This window comes from Sphingomonas sp. NPDC092440, from assembly GCF_044754985.1.
Lineage (GTDB): Bacteria > Pseudomonadota > Alphaproteobacteria > Sphingomonadales > Sphingomonadaceae > Sphingomonas.
Genome location: NZ_JBIVQA010000011.1, coordinates 135084 through 154121 on the forward strand (window position 1 = coordinate 135084; position 19038 = coordinate 154121).

At 71.4% G+C, this 19038-nt stretch carries 4 protein-coding genes; 2 read left to right on the top strand and 2 right to left on the bottom strand.

Annotated features, from left to right (window positions below; genetic code table 11):
* Positions 1–4 precede the first annotated feature (4 nt).
* Positions 5–2308, bottom strand: a complete 2304-nt coding sequence (locus ACIQCS_RS18135) for a bifunctional salicylyl-CoA 5-hydroxylase/oxidoreductase (RefSeq protein WP_345847264.1) — start codon at positions 2306–2308, stop codon at positions 5–7.
* Between the two features lie 140 nt (positions 2309–2448).
* Between ACIQCS_RS18135 and ACIQCS_RS18140 the strand changes: the two genes are divergently transcribed.
* Both ACIQCS_RS18140 and ACIQCS_RS18145 read left to right on the top strand, forming a co-directional pair.
* Entirely contained in the window at positions 2449–3618 is a 1170-nt protein-coding gene (locus tag ACIQCS_RS18140) for a pyridoxal phosphate-dependent aminotransferase (protein WP_345847262.1), read from the top strand.
* A 100-nt stretch (positions 3619–3718) separates the two neighbouring features.
* Complete coding sequence (locus ACIQCS_RS18145; RefSeq protein WP_345847261.1) at positions 3719–5371, top strand: DUF885 family protein; 1653 nt, start codon at positions 3719–3721, stop codon at positions 5369–5371.
* 280 nt (positions 5372–5651) lie between these two features.
* On the opposite strand, the gene ACIQCS_RS18150 is transcribed toward ACIQCS_RS18145, so the two are convergent.
* Entirely contained in the window at positions 5652–18365 is a 12714-nt protein-coding gene (locus tag ACIQCS_RS18150; protein WP_345847259.1) for an autotransporter outer membrane beta-barrel domain-containing protein, read from the bottom strand.
* Between the last annotated feature and the right edge of the window lie 673 nt (positions 18366–19038).

Below are 19038 nucleotides of genomic sequence, written 5' to 3' on the forward strand. Positions count from 1 at the left end.
GGCATCAGCTCCCGAGCGCCGCGCCGGCCTCGGCGGCGCGTTGCAGGTTGCGGGCGAGCTGGCTCATCCCGCCCAGATATTGCGGCGGCACGCGCACGCCGCGATAGCCGTGCTGCGCGGCGGCGCGCAGCGTCCACATCGGGTCGATCATGTGCGGCCGCCCGATCGCGACCAGATCGGCGCGGCCGGCGGCGAGGATCGAATTGGCGTGGTCGGTCTCGAAGATGTTGCCCACCGCCATGGTCGAGACACGCGCCTCGTTGCGGATCTGGTCGGCAAAGGGTGTCTGGAACATGCGGCCATAGACCGGCTTGCACTCGGCCCAGGTCTGGCCGGCCGAGACGTCGATCAGGTCGGCGCCGGCTTCGTCGAAGGCGCGGGCGATCGCCACCGCTTCATCGGGGGTGACGCCCTGGTCGCCCATCCAGTCGGTCGCCGAGATACGGACCGACATCGGCCGTTCGGCCGGCCAGGCCGCGCGCATCGCCGCGAACACCTCGAGCGGATAGCGCAGGCGATTTTCCAGGCTGCCGCCATAGCCGTCGGTGCGGGTGTTCTGGAGCGGGGTGATGAAGCTGGAGAGCAGATAGCCGTGCGCGGCGTGCAGCTCGATCATGTCGAAGCCGGCCTCCACCGCCATGCGCGCCGCCGCGACGAACTGGTCGCGCACTTCGTCCATGTCGGCGCGGGTCATCGGGCGGGGCGCGGCGTTGCCGGCGCTCCACGGCACGTCGGAGGCGGCGATCAGTGGCCAGTTGCCCTCGGGCAGGGGCTGGTCCATCCCCTCCCAGCCGATCCTGGTCGAGCCCTTGGCGCCCGAATGACCCAGCTGGAGGCAGATCTTCGCACCGCTGTTCGCATGGACGAAATCGGTGACGCGCCGCCAGGCCGCGACATGCTCGGGAGCATATATGCCCGGGCAGCCGGGCGTGATCCGGCCCTCGGGCGAGACGCAGGTCATCTCGGTATAGACGAGGCCGGCGCCGCCCTGGGCGCGGGTGCCGTAATGGACGAGATGGAAGTCGTTCGGGGTGCCGTCCACGGCCGAATACATGGCCATGGGCGAAACCACGATACGATTCGCCAGCGGCATCTCGCGCAATCTGTACGGTGCGAACATCGGCGGGACCGGTTGCGCGCTCCTTCCGCCCGGCGACTGCGCCTGGAACCAGCTTTCGACCCCTTCCAGCCAGTTCCGGTCGCGCAGACGGAGATTCTCGTGGCTGACCCGCTGCGAGCGCGTGAGCAGCGAATAGGCGAACTGGATCGGCGCAAAGGGCAGATAGCGGTCGAGCGTCTCGAACCACTCCGTCGAGTTGCGCGCGCTGTTCTGCAGCTTGAGTACCTCGACATTGCGTTCGGCCTGATATTCCGCCAGCGCCTGGACGCGGCCGAGCCCGGGGCGGTTGAGCACCTCGGCCAGCTTGATCGCGTCCTCCAGCGCCAGCTTGGTGCCCGACCCGATCGAGAAATGCGCAGTGTGCGCCGCGTCGCCGAGCAGGACGAACTTGTCGTGCGACCAGCGGCCGGTGACGATCCGGCGGAAGTTCAGCCAGGCCTGGGGCCCGGGCAGATGCGTGGCGTTGGACATCAGGCCATGGCCGTCCAGATGCCGGGCGAAGATCTTCTCGCACAGCGCGATCGCCGCGGGCTGGTCCATCGCGTCGAGGCCCAGGCCGTGCCAGGTCGCCGGAGCCATCTCGACGATGAAGGTCGAGAGATCAGCGTCGAAGCGATAGGCATGGGCCCAGACCCAGCCCGCCTCGGTTTCCTCGAAGGCGAAGGTGAAGGCGTCGAACACCTTGCCGGTGCCGAACCAGAAGAACTTGTTCCTGCGCACCTGGATATCGACGTCGAAATGCTCGGCATGCGCGTTGCGGATGCGGCTGTTGGCGCCATCGGCGGCGATGACGAGATCATAGTCCGCCCAGTCGGCCAGGTCCGGCCCCGCCTCGTGCTGGAAATGCAGCACCACGCCCAGCTCGCGGGCCCGCGCCTGCAGGATCGCCAGCAGCCGCTTGCGGCCGATGCCGATAAAGCCGTGCCCGCTTGAGCGGATGCACTCGCCATGGATATGGACGTCGATATCGTCCCAATGCGCGAACTCGCCGCGGATCGTCTCGCCGCTGACGGGATCGTTCGCCATCAGGTTCTCGACCGTCTGGTCCGAGAAGACGACGCCCCAGCCGAACGTGTCGTCGGGCCGGTTGCGCTCGAACACATGGATATCATGGCCCGCATCGCGCACCTTCATCGAGATGGCGAAATAAAGGCCCGCCGGCCCGCCGCCCACGCATGCGATCTTCATCGAGCAGAACTCCCTCGCGGCGACTCCGTCCGTGTCACCTAACGCCCCGACCCTAGATATTTCAAGCCTAAAATTTCAAGCTTGAAATATCATATATCACGCAATTATTCACAGGTAATCGAGTCGTGGGAGGTCTAGGGATGAAGTGGCCGGCGCAGCGCCTGACGGGCGGATCGAAGAAGAGCTTCGGCATGTACGACGAAGCGGCGAAGCTGGACGCGGCGGGAGTGGACCTGATCCACCTCGAATTCGGCCGCCCGCATGCGGACACGCCCGCGCACATCAAGGAAGCGGCCAAGGCGGCGCTTGACGCGGGCATCGTCCATTATGGCGATTTCCGCGGCACGCTCTCCTTCCGCCAGGCGCTGGCGGAGAAGCTCGCCGCGTTCAACGGCCTGGACTATGGCGTCGACGAGGTGCTGGTGTGCAACGGGCTCACCCATGCCTCCTTTGCCGCCTTCATGGCCGCGATCGATCCCGGCGACGAAGTGATCCTGCTCGATCCCTATTACCCCCAGCATATCGGCAAGACCGAGCTGGCCGGCGGCAAGGTGGTGATCGCCGAGCTCGACAAGGCGGATAATTTCGCGATCTCAAGGGAGAGGATCGCCGCGAAGATCACCGATCGCACGCGGATGATCGTGCTGGTCAACCCGGCCAATCCGACGGGCCGCGTCTATAGCCGCGCGGAACTCCAGCACGTCGCCGACCTGGCGATCGCGCACGACCTGCTGGTGCTGTCCGACGAGGTGTATGAATATATCACCTATGGCAAGGCCGAGCATGTCAGCATCGCCAGCCTGCCGGGCATGCGCGATCGGACCATCACCTGCTTCGCCTTCACCAAGGCCTATTCGATGGACGGCTGGCGGATCGGCTATCTGACCGCCGATGCGAAGCTGATGCCGGCGATCCTGCGCATCACCATGACCGATGTGACCCACGTCAACGTCTTCATCCAGGAAGGTGCCCGCGCCGCCGTGGAGGGGCCGCAGGATGCGATGCTGGCGATGGTCGAGGCCGATCGCCGCAAGCGCGACATCGTCGTCCAGGCGCTGAACCAGATGCCGGGCGTCAGCTGCGCCGAGCCGGAAGGGACGATCTATGCCTTTCCGGACATCAGCGGCACCGGCCGCTCCTCGCAGGATCTCGCCATGGCGATCCTGAAGGAAGCGCATGTCGTGGTCGAATCGGGCAGCTTCTACGGCCCGGGCGGGGAGGGGCATCTGCGCGTCTGCTTCGGATCGGAATCCGAAGCGCGGGTGGCCGAGGCGATGGAGCGGCTGGGGCGGTTCTTCAACGCGCTGTGAGGGGTGCGGGCGGTTGCATTCCTCCGTCGTCGCCCGGCCCCGAGCCGGAGCGACGACGAGTAGCGAGAGTTTCAACTCGAAGAAATTGGGGAGAAATGGGATGAAGAGGCGTCTGGGTCTTGCTGCCGTGCTGCTGGCGTTGCCGGCGCTTCCGATCCCGTTGGCGGCGCCCGCACGCGCCCAGGCCCAGGCCGCATCGCAGGGCTATGACGCGCTGCTCGCGCTCTACCAGGAGTTCCGCGCCTTCGTGCCGCCGCCGATGGTGCGGGGCGTGCCCGATTATTCGCCCGAGACGATGGCCCGCCATTATGCCGGGCTCCAGCGCTTCGAGGCGCGGCTGGCGGCGATCGACGACAGCGCCTGGCCGATTCCGCAGCGCGTCGATTACATGGTGGTGCTCGCCGAGATGCGCGGGCTCGAGTTCCAGCACCGGGTGATGCAGCCCTGGAAGCGCGATCCGGCCTTCTACAGCACCACCAATCTCGGCTTCGGGCCCAAGATGCACGGCGCCATCGCGATTCCGGCGCTGCCGGTCGCGAAGGAAGCGGCGGTAGCGCTGGCCGCCCGGCTGAATGCGGTGCCCGAGGCGCTGCGCCAGGCCCGGGCGAACCTCACCGATGCGCGCGGCGACCTTGCCCGCCTGGCGATCGTGCAGAAGCAGGTGGAAGTGAACGTCTATGGTGCGCTGGCCGCGGAGGCGGCGAAGCGCCAGCCCTCGCTCGTCGCCCCGGCGAAGCGCGCCCAGGCCGCCGCCGCCGCGTTCAAGGCGTGGCTGGAAGGCATCGAGGCCGGGCTCCCCGCTTATGGCGGCGTGGGCGCGGAGAATTACGCCTGGTATCTCAGGCACGTGCTGCTGCTGCCCTATACGCCGGAGGAGATCCGGGTGATCGGCGAGCGCGAATATCAGCGCCAGCTGGCCTTTCTGAAGATCGAGGAGCATCGCGATCGGGCCATTCCGATGCCCGAGCCGGTCAAGACCCGTGCCGAGTTCGACGCCAAGCGCAAGGCGGAGGACGAGGACCTGCTCAGGTTCCTGCGCGACGGCCAATGGGTGACGGTCCCGGACTATGTGAAGCATGATCCGGAGGAGGGGCCGTACCAGTTCCCCTTCGAGAAGGATCCGTCCAGGCCGGGCCTGTTCGATGCGCCGCAGCATCTCCATTTCTTCTTCCAGGCCGAGTTCCGCGACGGGCGGCCGCTGCGCGCGCACAACCTGCCCGGCCATGCCTTTGACGAACTCCAGGCGGCGCGCGACACGCGCCCGGTGCGCGGCCAGCCGCGGCTGTTCTTCGTCAACGGCCTGCGCAACGAAGGCTGGGCCTTTTACCTCGAGGAATTCCTGATCCAGTCGGGCATGCTGGCGGACCGGCCCAAGGCGCGCGAGATCGACTATATCCTGGGCGCCAAGCGTGCCGCGCGCATCCTGCCCGAGCTGAAGATGCAGGCGAACGAATGGACCTGGCGGCAGGCCAATGCCTCGCTGGTCTCGCGCACGCCCAAATGGATGCAGCCGGGCGATGCCGTCGCGCAGTTCGACATCGAGCTGTACCTGCGCCAGCCGGGCTATGGCATCGGCTATTACATGGGCAAGGTCGAGCTGGAGAAGCTGCTGGCCGATGTGGCGATGCGCGAAGGCGACGGGTTCGACATCAAGGCGTTCCACGATCGCTTCCGCGCGGCGGGCTCGATCCCGATCTCGCTGATCCGCTGGGAGCTGACGGGAAGCGACGAAGAGATCCGCACGATGCGATGAGGCACGGGCGGGGCTGTCCGGGCTTCGTACCCATATCCTGCCCCGCCATCCCCGCGAAGGCGGGGATCCAGGGCCAGGAGCAAGGATCGTGAGGCGCGCTTTACCGTCTCCGGCAAGCCCGCGCGCGATTGCTTCGATTGTCCCATGCTACCCTGGATCCCCGCCTGCGCGGGGATGACGGCTATTGGGATCTCGCCAATGTCGATCCGTTCCGGGGCTGCTCAATCGGCTTGACGGAGTTGCCCAGGGCCCGCCTCAAGCCCTGGGCAGCCCCATGCGATCAGAAGCGGATGCGGGCGCTCAGGCTGGCGCGGTGGTCCGTGGTGCGCTTGCCGAATTCGCCGTCATAGCCGAGCCGCAGCGACAGGTTCTCGTTGCCCACCACCCGCAGCTCCGCGCCGACATGCGCGGCCTGGCGATCCATCAGCGTCGTGATCGTCGCCGGCGCGGCCGAAGCGTTGCCGCCGAGCAGGCGGAACGGCGCCGCGATCCGATCGGTGGTGTTGAACACGCCGCCGCCGGTGATCGCGAAGGTCGCGCTGGTCGGGCCGCTGCCGGCGAGCCGCACGCCCAGGCTCAGCTCGGGCGCGACGGTGCCGATCCACTGGGTGTGGGAGAGGCTCTCGACGCCCAGGCCCTCGAGCCCGCGCTCCGTGAAGCCGCCCTGGCGCAGCGCGGTGACGAAGCCGCGCACCGCCGGCCGCGCGAATACCATGCCCTGGCCGAGCACCCAGGCCGCCTCGGCGCTGCCCTGGAAATAGCCGGTGCCCTGGTTGCCCACGCCCTGGCGCGTGTCGAAGATGCTCACGCCGCGGCGCAGCTCGGTCCATTGCCAGCCGCCGCTCACCGAGGCGGCGAGCTGCGCGCCGCTCGCTCCCGCATAGCGCGCGCCGACGCCGGCATGGACGCCATTGCCGTCCGAATTGGCGCGCAGCCCGTCGATCCTGGCATTGCCGAGGCTGTCATAGCCGATCGCGCCGCCGATCATCCAGTCGCCGCCCAGCGGCTTCTCGAAGCCGGCGCGGAAGCGGCCGTCGGTATCGCCGCGGACGCTGGCATGCTCGCTGTCGCCGCTGCGCTTGAAGACATGGCCGCCGGCCTGGCTCCAGACGCAGCCATCGCCCGCCGGGCCGGCGAGCGTGCCGCAGCCGAACAGGTTGGACGAGAAGTCGCGCGCCGCGCCGAACTGGGTGAGCGAGGCGATCAGATAGGGTTCGGGGTTCAGCTGGTCGAAGATCGCGCGATACTGGGCCTCGCTGCCGGCCTGGATGTTGCCGAGCAGGGCGAGCAGGCGGCCGATCCCCGCCGAGCTGCCCGCCGTTACCGCGCGGTCCATATAGGCGCCGAGCGCGCGCTCGTTGCCGTTGAGGAAGGGCTGGCCGAAATTGGTGTCGAAGGCGAGCTGGATGCCGGTGCTGTTCGCCAGCACGCGATAATCGACCGCCAGCGTGTCGCGGATGGCGAGCCCGTTATTGGTTGCCGTGCCCGCCGTGGCGAACAGGGTGACCGGGTTCTTGTCCTGCATCCAGGTGAGGATCACGTCGCCGGTGCCGGCCACGCTGGTGTTGCCGCTTACATTGACGCGGTCCGACGCATAGGGGCCGAAGGCGACGTCGAACGCCATGTGACCGGTCGCGCTCTGGGTGAAGTCGCCGTCGAGATCGACCGTGTTGATGACGCGGGCGCCGTAGAGCAGGTTGGTCGCGGGCGCGCCGGCGCCGTCCAGATTGGCGAAGGTGGCGCCGTGCAGCAGGTCGATCGGGGTGCGGCTGGCGGCGAGGCCCATCTGGAAGTCGCCCGCATTGGCGAAGCTCCCGCTCGAGCCGGCACCGTCGCGCAGGTCGATCCGGCTGAAGGCGATGAAGACGCCGCTGGCGTTGTTGATCAGGGCGTTGGTGCCGCTGCCCAGGTCGACATTGCCGATGATCGTGCCGCTATTCTCCACCCGGTCGTTGCCCGTGCCGGTGTCGATCGCGAGGCCGGAGACCGCGCTGATCGAGCCGGAGGTGAGCTGGATCAGGTTGGCCGCGCCGCCGGCCAGGCGGATGCCCGCGCCGGTGCCGCCGCCGCCGCGCACCAGGTTGTTGGCGGTGACGCGGATATTGCCCGTGCCGGTGCTGCCCTGGCTCTGGGCGAAGATGCCGGTCGAATTCAGGCCGGCCGCGAAGACCGAGCCCGAAAGGCGCAGGTCGATCGCGCCGCCCGCGCCCGTGCCGGTGCCGTTGCCGGCGAAGATCCCCTCGACCCAGCCGCCGCCGCCGCCGAGCGACTGCGCGACCACGCCGATCGAATTGGCGCCGAGCACTGCGATGTTGCCGGTCTGGTCGAAGCGGATCGCGCCGCCATTGCCGGTGTTGCCCGGATTGAAGGCGATGCTGGCGGAATCCACCGCGCCCAGCACCGCGCCGCCGCCGCCGCCGATCGACTGGAGGAACACGCCATGCGCATGGTTGCCGGCGGTCTGGACGGCGCCGTTGTTCGACACGGTGACGCTGCCGCCATTGCCGCTCGCGCCGCCGCTGCCGCCCAGGGTGACGTTCGCGCTGCCGCCGGTGAGGCGCACCTCGCCGCCGCCCGCGCCGATCGACTGGACGACCAGCGCGGGCGAATAGTCGCCCAGCGTGGTGAAGCCGCCGGCATAGGCGAGGGTAACGGTGCCGCCGTCGAGCCCGGCGCCGCCATTGGCGCCGAGCGTGACGGCGGTCGGCGGAGCGGGGGGCGGCGCGGCCGCCAGCGGGTCCGCGGCGGCGCCCGCCAGCCAATCGGCCAGCGCGCGCTGGCTTTGGGGGGCGAGGCCCGCGCTGGGGCCGGTGCCGGGCGCGGTGGCGTCGATATCGAGCACGCTGGGCGCGGCCGCCGTGGCGCCGGTGCCCAGGGCGATCTCGACGATCGCCGAGCCGCCGCCGCCGCCGATCGACTGGACGATCGCGCCGGGGGCGAACTTGCCGGTGGTGCTGATCGCGCCGGTCATGCCGCGCTGGATCGTGCCGCCCGAGGCGCCGGTGGTGCCGTCGGCGCCGAGCGTGACCGAGGCGCCGGCGAAGAAGGACGCGAGCTCGGCGGTCACGTCGATGATGCCGCGGCCGCCACCGCCGCCGATCGACTGGGCCAGCGCGCCGGCCGCGCCGTCGCCATTGGTGGTGACGCTGCCCGCATGGCTGCCGGTGATGTCGCCGCCGTCATTGTCGGCGCCGCCCAGGCCGCCCAGCGCCAGCCGGACGCCGACGGGCGCCTGCGGGTCGGTGACGGTCGGGTCGCGGAGCGCGACGATGTCGAGGTCGATGTCGATCGTGCCGCCGCCGCCGCCGATCGCCTGGTTGCTGATGCCGACGCCGTTGCGGCCGCCCGCGCCGATCGTGCCGTTCGAGTTCACTGTCACCTTGCCGGCGTTCATGCCGGAAGCGCCGTCGGCACCCGCGCGGGCGACGACCAGCGGATTGGGCCGCTCGGTATTGCCGTGCGGGCCGACCACGGGCAGGCCCGGCAGGCCGGTGATGCCGCTGAAGTCGAGGCCCAGCGTGCCGCCGCCGCCATTGATGCTCTCCGCGACGATCGCCTGCGAGCCCGCGCCGAGCACGGTGATGTCGCCGGTCTGGTTGACCGTGACCGCGCCGCCGGTGCCGCCGGTGCCGCCGCCGGTGAGGCCGACGATCAGCGCAATCTCGTTGGACAAGGTTAGGCTGGCCGGCTCGGGCGTGAGCGCCGCGCCCAGCCCGGCATTGCCGCCGCCGCCGCCGATGCTCTGCGCCACGATGCCGTTCGCCTTGGCGCCGCGGGTCAGGATCGAGCCGCTGTTGGTCACGGTGACCGCGCCGCCATTGCCGCCATTGCCGCCCATGCCGCCGATCGCGATCAGCGGCGCCGAGGTCGGCGCGCCGATCAGCAGGCTGCCGGTGAGCGCCATCCCGCCATTGCCGCCGCCGCCGCCGATCGACTGGGCGAGGATGCCGTGCGCGCCTGCGCCCCTGGTCTCGATCGTGCCGGCATTGGTCACCTCGACCACGCCGCCGACATTGCCGCTGCCGCCCACCGCGCCGAAATTGAACCCGAAGGCGACGCTGTCCTTGCCCGACGAGACGCCGGTCAGCGCCAGGATGGTCGAGCTGTTGCCGCCGCCGCCGCCCAGCGACTGGGCGAAGATGCCGTAGGCGCCCTTGCCCTCGGTGAGGATGTCGCCCGAATTGGCGCCGCCGGTGTCGCGGTTCACCACGGTGACCTTGCCGCCCGCGCCGCCGCTGCCGCCATTGCCGCCGATGGTGACGCGCGCGCTGTGCGTCTGCTTGTCCGCGCCCGTGGCGCCCACCGCGAGCTGGAGCACCAGCCCCGCATCGCCGCCGCCGCCGCCGATCGAATTGGCGCTGATGCCCGCGGCATCCTCGCCCTTGGTCCAGATCAGCCCTTCGTTGGTGACCGAGACGTCGCCCGCCTTCTCGCCCGTGCCGCCGGCGCCGCCGACATTGACGTTGATCGAGTTGTTGGCGCTCTTGCCCTGGGCGCGGAAGTCGATGACCGCGCCGCCGATGCCGCCGCCGCCGCCGATCGACTGGGCGCGGATGCCGAAGGCGCGCGCGCCGCTGGTGGCGATCACGCCGGTGTTGGTCACCGTCACCGTGTCGCCGATGCCCGCGGTGCCGCCCGAGCCGCCCACCGCGATGCCCATGGTGTTCGAAGTGTTGCCGCTGCCCTTATATTGCAGCGCGACGCTTGCCGCGAAGCCGCCGGTGCCGCCGCCGCCGCCGATCGACTGGGCGAGGATGCCGTCCGCATCGTCGCCGCCGGTGACGATCCGCGCGCTGTTGCCGACATCGACGGTCGAGCTCTTCGAGCCGACGCCGCCGGTGCCGCCCACCGCGACCGTGAGCGCCGCCGTGGTGTTGACCATCACGCCGGTGCCGCTGCCGCCCGCGCCGCCCGACCCGCCGATGCTCTGCGCCCAGATGCCGCGCGATTCGACGCCGCGCGTGGTGAGGTTCGCCGCGTTGGCGACCGAGACCGCGCCGCCGGTCGCCCCGACGCCGCCGTCTAGGCCGACGCCGACGCTGCCGGCGAAGCTCTGCGCCGAACTGCCGCTGCCGGTGCCCACGGTGCCGCCGATCTTGAACGAGCCGCTGTTGCCGCCGCCGCCGCCGACCGACTGGGCGAAGATCGCCGAGGAATAGCCGCCGCTGGTGTCGATCGCGCCCGCGGCGTTCACCGTCACTTCGCCGCCGGTGCCGCCGGTGCCGCCGGACTGGCCGAGGCTCAGCGCGAACTGGTTCTTCGCGCCCGGCACCAGGCCGAAATCGAACGAGGCGTTGCCGCCGCCGCCGCCGATCGACTGGGCATGGATGCCGATCGAACGCTCGCCGGTGGTGACGATCGCCCCGTCATGGTCGACCTCGACATCGCCGGCCGCGCCGCCGATGCCGCCGCGCCCGCCGATGCTCAGGTTGAGCTGGTTGGCGTCGCGCGTGTAACCGCCGGCCAGGTTGAAGGTGCCGTTGCCGCCGCCCTTGCTGATCGACTGGGCGAGGATGCCGTCGCTCAGCGCGCCGCTGGTGCCGATGTCGCCGCGGTGCCGCAGCGTGACGTCGCCGCCCGCGCCCGCGTCGCCGCCTGCGCCGCCGACATTGACCACTGCCGCGAACGGGCTGTTGCCGGCCGGCGCCAGCGTGACGTCGAGCACCAGGTTGAAGCCGGCATTGCCGCCGCCGCCGCCGATCGACTGCACGGTCATGCCGTTCGATTCGTCGCCGAAGGTGCGGATCAGGCCGGGCGTCGCGGTCTCGACGCCGCCGACCATGGTGTAGCCGCGCGTCACCGTCACGTCGCCGGCATTGCCGCCCGCACCGCCGGTGCCGCCGATGCCGAGCGCGATCGGCGCACCCTGGCGCGAGACCGCGCCGGCCACGTCGATGCCGCCCTGGCCGCCGCCGCCGCCCACCGACTGGACGAGGATGCCCGTTGCCTTGCCGACATAGTCGGTCGCCGAAAGCGTGACCGTGCCGCCGGCGCCGCTGGTCACCTTGGTGTTGACCAGCACATTGCCGTTGCTGGTGAAAGTGACGTCGCCCGCATCGGCGCCGGTGCCGCCGGTGCCGCCCAGGCCCGCGGCGAGCGCGACGCCGGTGAGCTTCGACTTGCCGGCGCCGGCATTGTTCAGCGCCGCCGAGACGTTGAGCCCGCCATCGCCGCCGCCGCCCGCGACCGACTGGACGATGATGCCGGCAGCTTCATAGCCGTCGACCATCACCTGGCCGTTCTGGGTGGCGATCACGTCGCCGCTGGCATTGCCCGCGCCGCCGAAGCCGCCGATGCCGAAGACGAGCGTCGGCTCGGTCGCGGTGGTGTCGGCGGTGATCCCGCCCGAGATGTTGATGCCGCCGGTGCCGCCGCCGCCGCCGACCGACTGGACGAGCAGGCCGCGCGCCTTGGTGCCCTGGGCGAACAGGTCGGCATCGACATTGGCGGTCACCTTGCGGCCCAGGCCGCCATCGCCGCCGAAGCCGCCGATCCCGACGGTGAGCTGGCCATCGAGCGAGATCCCGCCCGAGACGTTGATCCCGCCGATGCCGCCGCTGCCGCCGAGCGACTGGGCGATCACCGCCGAACGCTCGTCGCCCGAAGCGACGACCTGCACGCGGTCGGCGTCCGGCGCCTTGACGCTCAGCTCGACCGTGCCGGCATTGCCGCCATCGCCGCCGAAACCGCCGATGCCCAGCGCGGCGACGCGGCTCGCGCTGCTCGAGCCGGGCGAGGTGAGGGCGATCTGGCCGGTGACGTTGAGCCCGCCCTGGCCGCCGCCGCCGCCCACGCTCTGGGCGATCACGCCGTTCGAGCCGTTCGCGATGGTGCGATAGGCGGGGAAGCTGAAGTCGAAGCCGAGGAAGTTGATCGTCTGCGCCGCATGCGCGACCACGCCGCCATTGCCGGTCGCGAGCACGTTGCCGGTCACGCGCGCGGTGACGTTGCCCGCCTCGCCGCCGCCGCCGCCGAAGCCGCCCAGGCCGAAGCCGAACGAGCCGGTGCTGCCGCTGGTGCTGCCCGAGATGCCGCCGGCCACGTCGATGCCGCCGCGGCCGCCGCCGCCGCCGATGCTCTGCGCGACGACGCCATCGGAATCGGCGCCGCTGGTCACGGTGTTTCCGGTGCGGGTCAGTTTGACGTCGCCGGCCTTGCCGCCGTCGCCGCCAAAGCCGCCGATGCCGATCGAGGCGGTGCCCGCGGTGCCGGTGGAGAGGGCGATCGCGCCGGAGACGTTGATCCCGCCCGCGCCGCCGCCGCCCGCGATGCTCTGCGCCACCACGCCGGCCGAATCGCTGCCCCGGGTCCGATAGTCGCCGGCCACGCTGGCGGTGACCTTCTGGCTGATGCCGCCGTCGCCGCCAAAGCCGCCAATGCCGATCGCGGCGCCGACGGAAGTGTTGTTGCCCGCCGAGATGGAGAGCGAGCCGGTGACGTTGAACGCGCCGTTGCCGCCGCCGCCGCCCAGGCTCTGGATCAGCGCGCCGGCCGATTCCGCGCCGCTGGTCGCGACATTGCCCGAAAGCGTGGCGTCGACCGTGGCCGCATCGCCGCCATCGCCGCCGAAGCCGCCGATGCCGACACCGAGCGTGCCGGTGCCGCCGCTGGAAAGGGCGATGCTGCCGGTGACGTTGAACCCGCCATTGCCGCCGCCGCCGCCGGCCGACTGGATCAGGATCGCGCCGCTGCGCGCGCCGAGCGTCCCGACGTCGCCGGTGAGCGCGGCGGTAACCGCCTTGGCATTGCCGCCGCTGTCGCCAAAGCCGCCGACGCCCACGCCCAGCGTGCCCGAGCTGCCATTGCCGGCGCTGAGGCTGAGGCCGCCGGTGACGTTGAACGCACCGTTGCCGCCGCTGCCGCCCAGGCTCTGCACGGTCAGGCCCAGCGAATCGTCGCCCCTGGTGCCGATGTCGCTGGTCAGGGTCGCGTCGACCGTGCCGGCGTCGCCGCCCGCGCCGCCGAACCCGCCGACGCCGACCAGCACGTTGCCGGTGAGTTCCTTCGAGACCGCGATGCCGCCCGAGACGTTGAACCCGCCATTGCCGCCGCCGCCGCCGACCGACTGGATCAGCGCGCCGCCCGAGCGCGCGCCGCGCGTGGCGACGTCGCCATTGATGTTGGCGATCACGGCTTCGGCATTGCCCGCGGTGGCACCGGCGCCGCCGATACCGACGCCGATATTGCCGGCGCCGCTCTTCGAGCCGGCGATGCCGCCGGTGACGTTGAACGCGCCGTTGCCGCCGCCGCCGCCCAGGCTCTGCGCGACGATGCCGCGGGCGTCGTCGCCTTCGGTGGAGACCGCGACCAGCGTATCGGCGGTGTCGGCAACGCCCTGGTTGACGTTGAGCGTGACGGCCTTGCCGTCGCCGCCGCTGCCGCCCGCGCCGCCCAGGCCGATGCCGAGCGTGCCGGCCCCGTCCTTGGCCACCGCGATGCCGCCCGAGACGTTGAACGCGCCCGCGCCGCCGCCGCCGCCCACGCTTTGCGCCAGGATGCCGTCGCTCTTGTCGCCCGCCGTCGCGGTGGTGCCGGTGACGGTGAGGGTGACCTTGCCGGCGTCGCCGCCCGAACCGCCAGATCCGCCGATGCCGACATTGATCGCGCCGGCGATGGTGCCCGAGATGCCGATGCCGCCGGAGACGTTGAACCCGCCGGTGCCGCCGCCGCCGCCCAGGCTCTGCGCGGTGATCGCGGTCGACTGGTCGCCGAGCGTGACGACATTGCCGGTCACCGTCGCGCCGACGCGCATGGCGTCGCCGCCGCCGCCGCCCGAGCCGCCCAGGCCGACCGAGAGCGCGCCCGCCGCGGTGCCGCCGAAGCTTACCCCGCCGGAGACGTTGAAGCCGCCGGCGCCGCCGCCGCCGCCGGCGCTCTGCGCGAGGAAGCCGCCCGATTGGTTGCCTTCGGTCAGGATCGAGACCGCGCTCGCATCGACTTCGCCGCCATTGCCGGCGCCGCCGCCGGAGCCGCCCAGGCCGATATTGACCGCCGCGCCATAGCTGCCCGATCCGCCGATGCTGCCCGAGACGTTGAACCCGCCGACGCCGCCGCCGCCGCCGTTCGACTGGACCACCACGCCGCGCGACTGGTCGCCGAGCGTGTGGACGGCGGCGAGCGCGCTGCCCGTCGCATGCAATGCATTGCCGCCGGTGCCGCCCGCGCCGCCCAGGCCGACGGACAGGCCGCCGCCAAAGGTCGCGCTGCCCGCGATCGAGCCGGAGATGTTGAAGCCGCCCGCGCCGCCGCCGCCGCCCAGGCTCTGGACGAGCAGGCCGTCGGACTGGTCGCCCGAAGTGTAGATGGTGCCCGCCGCGGTGCCGGTGACCTCGCCGCCGCCGCCGCCGCCCGCGCCCGCGCCGCCCAGGCCGACCGAGATGCCGCCGGCATAGGAGCCGCTGCCCGAGATCGAGCCCGCGATGTTGAACCCGCCATTGCCGCCGCCGCCGCCGGCCGACTGGATCAGCACGCCGGTCGCGCGGTCGCCCATGGTCTGGACGTTGCCGCCGACGCGGCCGGTCACCTTGCCGCCGTCGCCGCCGCCGCCGCCCGCGCCGCCGATGCCCACCGCGACGCCCACGCTGGTGGTGCCCGCGAAGCTCACCGCGCCCGAGACGTTGAAGCCGCCCGAGCCGCCGGCGCCGCCGACCGACTGGATCACCGCGCCGCCGGCATCGTCGCCGCCGGTGGAGATGGTGCCGTCGAAATCGGTGTCGACCACGCCGCCATTGCCGGCATTGGCGCCCTTGCCGCCGATGCCGACCGCGAAGGAGACCGCGCCGCCGCCGCCCGCGGCGACCGCCGCCGAGACGTTGAACCCGCCATTGCCGCCGCCGCCGCCCACCGACTGGGTGAGCAGGCCGGTCGAGAAGTCGCCATCGGTCTGGATCGCGCCGCCCGACTTGACCTCGACCAGGCCGCCATCGCCGCCGCTGCCGCCCGATCCGCCGATGCCGAGCGAGACCGATGCGCCCAGCGCCGGGCCCGCCGCCGCCGCGACCGAGACGGTGAAGCCGCCGGCGCCGCCGCCGCCGCCCACCGACTGGGCGAGGATGCCCTGCGCATTGTCGCCGGTGGTGAGGATCACCGCGTCGCCGTCGAGCGTGACGTGCCCGCCGGTGCCGCCGGTCCCGCCGCTGCCGCCGATCGCCACGCTCGCGCCGCCGAAGAAGCCGCCGGTCGCCTGGACCGCGAAGCCGCCATTGCCGCCGCCGCCGCCGATCGACTGGAGCTGGATGCCGCGCGAGCGATCGCCGCTGGTCGCGATGAACGGATCGAGCTGGGTCGGCACGCCGCCGACCATCACCGAGCGGGGCGCGAGGTTGACGTCGACGATGCCGCCATTGCCGCCGGCCGATCCGGCGCCGCCGATCGCGACGCCGACGAATGCGCTCAGCGACGCGCTGGCGCCGCCATTGCCGCCGCCGCCGCCGATCGACTGGGCGAAGATGCCGTTCGAATCATTGCCGCCGGTGCCGATATTGCCACTGTGGTTGACGGTGACGAGGCCGGCGTTGCCGCCGCTCGCGCCCTTGCCGCCGATGGTGAGCAGCACGCCGCCGGTGGTGCCGCCGTCGCCGCCGCCGCCGCCCACCGACTGGGCGAAGATCGCCGTGGCGTTGTTGCGCAGCGTGGTGACGCTGCCGGTGTTGGTGATGGTCACCGTGCCGCCGGTGCTCGCCGCCGAGCCGTTGCCGCCGATGGTGACCAGGCCGCCGCTGTCGCCGCCCTTGCCGCCGCCGCCGCCCACCGACTGGGCGAAGATGCCGCGCGCGCCGTCGCCTTCGGTGCGGACGGTGCCGGCATTGCCGACCGTGACCGTGCCGCCATTGCCGCCGGTGCCCCCGGTCCCGCCGAGCGCAACCACGCCGCCCGAGCCCGAGCCCGCGCCGCCGCCGCCGCCCACCGATTGGACGAACACCGCATCGGCGCCCTTGCCGGTGGTGACGACGCTACCGGTCGCGGTGATGCTGGCCGAGGCGCTGCCGGCCAGGCCGCCGCCGGTGCCGCTGCCGCCGATCGAGACGAGGCCGCCCGTGCCCTCGGCCGAGCCGCCGCCGCCGCCCACGGACTGGACGAACACGCCGCGCGCGTCGACGCCGCCGGTGCGGACCGAGCCGCCGATGGTGGCGCTCGCCGCGCCGCCGGTGCCGCCGGACCCGCCCTTGCCGCCGACCGCGACCGCGCCGCCCGAAGCGCCGCCCGCGCCGCCGCCGCCGCCCACCGATTCGACGAACACGCCATGCGCGTTGGCGCCGCCGGTGGTGACGGTCGCGCCCGCCTCGACGAGTGCCGAGGCGCTCCCGCCATTGCCGGCGGTGCTGCCGTCCGATCCGAAGGCGACCAGGCCGCCCGAGCCGCCCGCCGAGCCGCCGCCGCCGCCGATCGACTGGGCGAAGACGCCATAGGCGCCGCTGTTGGTGGTAGTGACCTCGGCCCCGGCGCGCACGTTGATCGTCGCGCTGCCGCCATTGCCGCCATTGCCGGCGGTCCCGCCGAACGCGACGATCCCGCCGGTCCCGCCGACATTGCCGCCCGAACCGCCGATCGACTGGGCCTGGATGCCCACCGCGTCCACGCCCTCGGTGCGGACAATGCCGCTATGCTCGACGGTGACGTTGCCGCCGTCGCCGCCCACGCTGCCGGCGCCTGGGTTGCCGACGATGCCGTAGCTGCCGCCGCTGGTGCCGGCATTGCCGCCCAGGCTCTGCGCCAGGATGCCGATCGCGCCGATATTGGTGGTCCGGATCTGGCCCGAATTGGTGACGGTGACCGTGCCGCCCTGCGCAGCGGGGCCCGAGGCGCCGCCGCCCGAGAAGAGATAGCCCGTGCCGCCGGCGCCGCCGCGCCCGGCGATGCTCTGCGCCAGGATGCCATAGCTGCGCACGCCCGAGGTGGCGATGGTCACGCTCGAGCTCAGGTCGACATTGCCGCCGCGGCCCGCGCCGCCGCCCGCGCCGCCGCGGACATTGCCCGCGCCGTCGCCGCCCTTGCCGCCATTGCCGCCGGCGCTGATCGCCGCGATGCCGGGAAGATTGTCCGAGATGGTGGTGATGTTGCCGTTGTTGGCGGGAGTCACGGTCGCGGCGATGTTCGGCCCGTTGGCGCCGCCGCCGCCGGCCGACGCGTTCGCGCCGATCGTGAAGCAGCCGCCGAAGATGCAGATCTCGACACCGGCGCCGAAGCTGCCATTGCCGCCGTTCGCGCCGCGCTGGACGTTCGAATATTGGTGGAGGTCGCCCGCCGCCGTCGGGAAGGTGAAGCCCGAGCTCGTCGATCCGGTCGATCCGTTGCCCTGCGGCGGCGGCGCAGAGCCGACGCCCGCGCTCACATCGGTGACGATGGGGGTGGTGACCGTGCCGCCGCCGCTCTTGTCGAGCGTGACGCCGGTGACCCGGCCCGAGGTCAGCTGGACCGCGCTCACCGTATAGGTGATGCTGGTATTGGTATCGGTGAAGGTCTGGCCGACCGTGTTGGCGAGCAGGATCGTGTTGTTCTGGTCGGTGCGGACCAGCGCGTCGTTGATCACTTCGACCACGCGCTCATTGGCGTTGGTGACCGGATTCAGCACCATGTCGCCGACATGGACCGGCGGTATCGCCGGCGGGGCAGGCATCGGGGCGGCCATCGCCTTGGCCAATGCCATGCGCGATACGCTGACATGGGCCGCGGCGGTGGTCGCCCAGGCGGCGGTGCCCATGGCCAGCAGCAGGCCGATGCGCTTCAGCTGCCGGGCCAGCGTCCCGAACAGCCTGCGGTCGGCCTGGCGCGGGCGGCGAGGGGTGCCGGCTCCGGCGATGCGGTCGCGCAACCGCTCGAGCGCGTGCGACAGCGCCGCCGATCGATCGGCGAGCAGGGAGAGGACGGCGCCGATCTCGGAAATGAAGTCCGATCGCTGCGCGCGGCTGAGCCGGTCGGCATCGACCGCGTCGCCTGTCGCGTCCACCAGCGCCGCGAGCCGCGCGAGCCGCACAGCATCCGTTCGCCGAACCATCGTAATTCCCCCGAAATACCTGTGAGTCGAACTTGGATCATATCATGCTGAACAAGTAATTACCCTTATGTGCATAGGGTTTCCGTGGCGGCACCTGTCCCGTATCCGCGCAGTCTGGGCGCGCCGGATCGGCCGGAAACCATCGCTTCGATCATTGGAGCGGCGCGCGGTTGTGTCCAATTTGTTTCCGCAAAGGTTCGTGAGGTCGGGCTCGAGGCGGCTATTGCTATCGGCTGTTGTGCTGGGCGCCGGCTTCATCTGGGAAGCGTTGGTCCTGGCGGGCGGGAAGGGGGCTTCCCGCGCGGGCGGGCGGCTTCCTTGGGCTAGGCGCAGCGGGGATTGCCGGGCGCAAGCCGCCGACCGAACGGAAAAAATGCGGGGATCGGAAAAAAGTGCATTTTTCGGGTTGACGGGAATCGGTCGGGCACATAGATGGCGCCCTCCCGGCAACGAGGCGCTCGCCTCTCTGCTCTGACCGGCCTCCGGTTGGGACGTTCTTGAATAGGTTGCACTGCTTCGGCGGTGCTGACTGTTTCCCCTCCAAGGGGTGCTCGTGGCGACGCTTCGGGCAGGAACGTGCTCTTTGACATAGTGATTTAGATGAAGGGACATGTGGGCGGCGGCCCTGGGTCTTGCGGCTTCTAGGCGCAAGTAACTCAGAGAAAGCAAGCCG

Coding starts and splice junctions, on each gene's coding strand:
- ACIQCS_RS18135 (WP_345847264.1), bottom strand. CDS start 2,308: ATGAAGATCGCATGCGTGGGCGGCGGGCCGGCGGGCCTTTATTTCGCC.
- ACIQCS_RS18140 (WP_345847262.1), top strand. CDS start 2,449: ATGAAGTGGCCGGCGCAGCGCCTGACGGGCGGATCGAAGAAGAGCTTC.
- ACIQCS_RS18145 (WP_345847261.1), top strand. CDS start 3,719: ATGAAGAGGCGTCTGGGTCTTGCTGCCGTGCTGCTGGCGTTGCCGGCG.
- ACIQCS_RS18150 (WP_345847259.1), bottom strand. CDS start 18,365: ATGGTTCGGCGAACGGATGCTGTGCGGCTCGCGCGGCTCGCGGCGCTG.